Source organism: Rathayibacter sp. AY1F2 (genome assembly GCF_002930885.1).
Taxonomy (GTDB): Bacteria; Actinomycetota; Actinomycetes; order Actinomycetales; family Microbacteriaceae; genus Rathayibacter.
This window is the reverse complement of record NZ_PSVG01000057.1, coordinates 1-989: the sequence shown is the minus strand read 5'-3', so window position 1 is coordinate 989 and position 989 is coordinate 1. Positions and strand designations below refer to the sequence as shown.

Below are 989 nucleotides of genomic sequence, written 5' to 3'. Positions count from 1 at the left end.
CATCCGACGAGGTGAGCGGCGTCCTCGGCGGTGCGGCCGCGAGCGCGAGCGTCGGTGGTGATCGAAAGCTTTTCTGCGATCACGACCGGATCAGAGAGGGGTCGGCCGAAGCGGGTCCCATTCGCCCGCGCGGCGGCGATGTCGGCGTTGACCCGTCTACGATGAGCTCGCGCTCGTTCTCGCTGCATCTGTTGATGCGTGTTCAGCGTGCCGGCGCGTCAATGTCGAGCCCTCCTAAGACTGGTTCTTGTCTCGGCCTGCCTAGCGGCGACGGAACGGAGACGCTAACGGCTTCACTCGTCGGGCAGCCACTCGTTCCTAGGTTTTGTGTGCGATTGACCGACTGCGCCCAGAAAGGCCATAAAGGCATGTTGTAGAAACCAGTAGCTTTCTGAGACATCTCGTCGACGGCCGTTCCGAGGTCGGCCTCGGACGGGACGGCGGAGGTCCCGCTGTCTCGGTAACTTGTCTCGAAGTCTTTCGTCTCAGAAGTCTGCTGGGAAGGACATTCTGAGTCAGACTGGACACGTGAGACTTCTCGGTTATACGCGTGTGAGTACATCCAGTCAGGATGCGCAGTTGCAGGTTGACGCGCTCGTGGCGGCTGGCGTGCAGAAGCGCGACGTATTCGCGGACGTGACGTCCGGGAGCAAGTCGGCGATTGAGCGGCGGGGGATGAAGAAGCTGCTCGAGTACGCGGAGGACGGGGACATCGTCGTTGTCTGGCGAGTCGATCGCCTCGGCCGCTCGTTGATCGATGTGTTGAACACGGTGAACCTGCTGCGCGAGCGCGGCGTGCAGGTGCAGTCGATCTCGGATGTCATCGACCCGTCTACATCTACCGGCCGGCTGATGCTGAACATGCTCGCCACGCTCGCCGAGTACGAGCGCGAGCTCATCGTCGAACGCGTCAACGCCGGCATCGCCGCTGCGCGGGCGAACGGGACCCGCTTCGGCCGACCCCTCTCTGATCCGGTCGTGATCGCAGA

Annotated in this window: 1 protein-coding gene and 1 pseudogene; one reads left to right on the top strand and one right to left on the bottom strand. The window is 62.9% G+C overall.

Annotation, left to right across the window (positions count from 1 at the left end; all coding sequences use genetic code 11):
* Positions 1–184 (bottom strand): annotated as a pseudogene (locus C5C54_RS18175) (recombinase family protein); the annotation flags it as partial.
* Positions 185–528: 344 nt separating this feature from the next.
* Here C5C54_RS18175 and C5C54_RS17490 point away from each other — a divergent pair.
* A partial coding sequence (locus C5C54_RS17490; protein ID WP_104288911.1) for a recombinase family protein occupies positions 529–989 on the top strand: 461 nt, incomplete at its 3' end.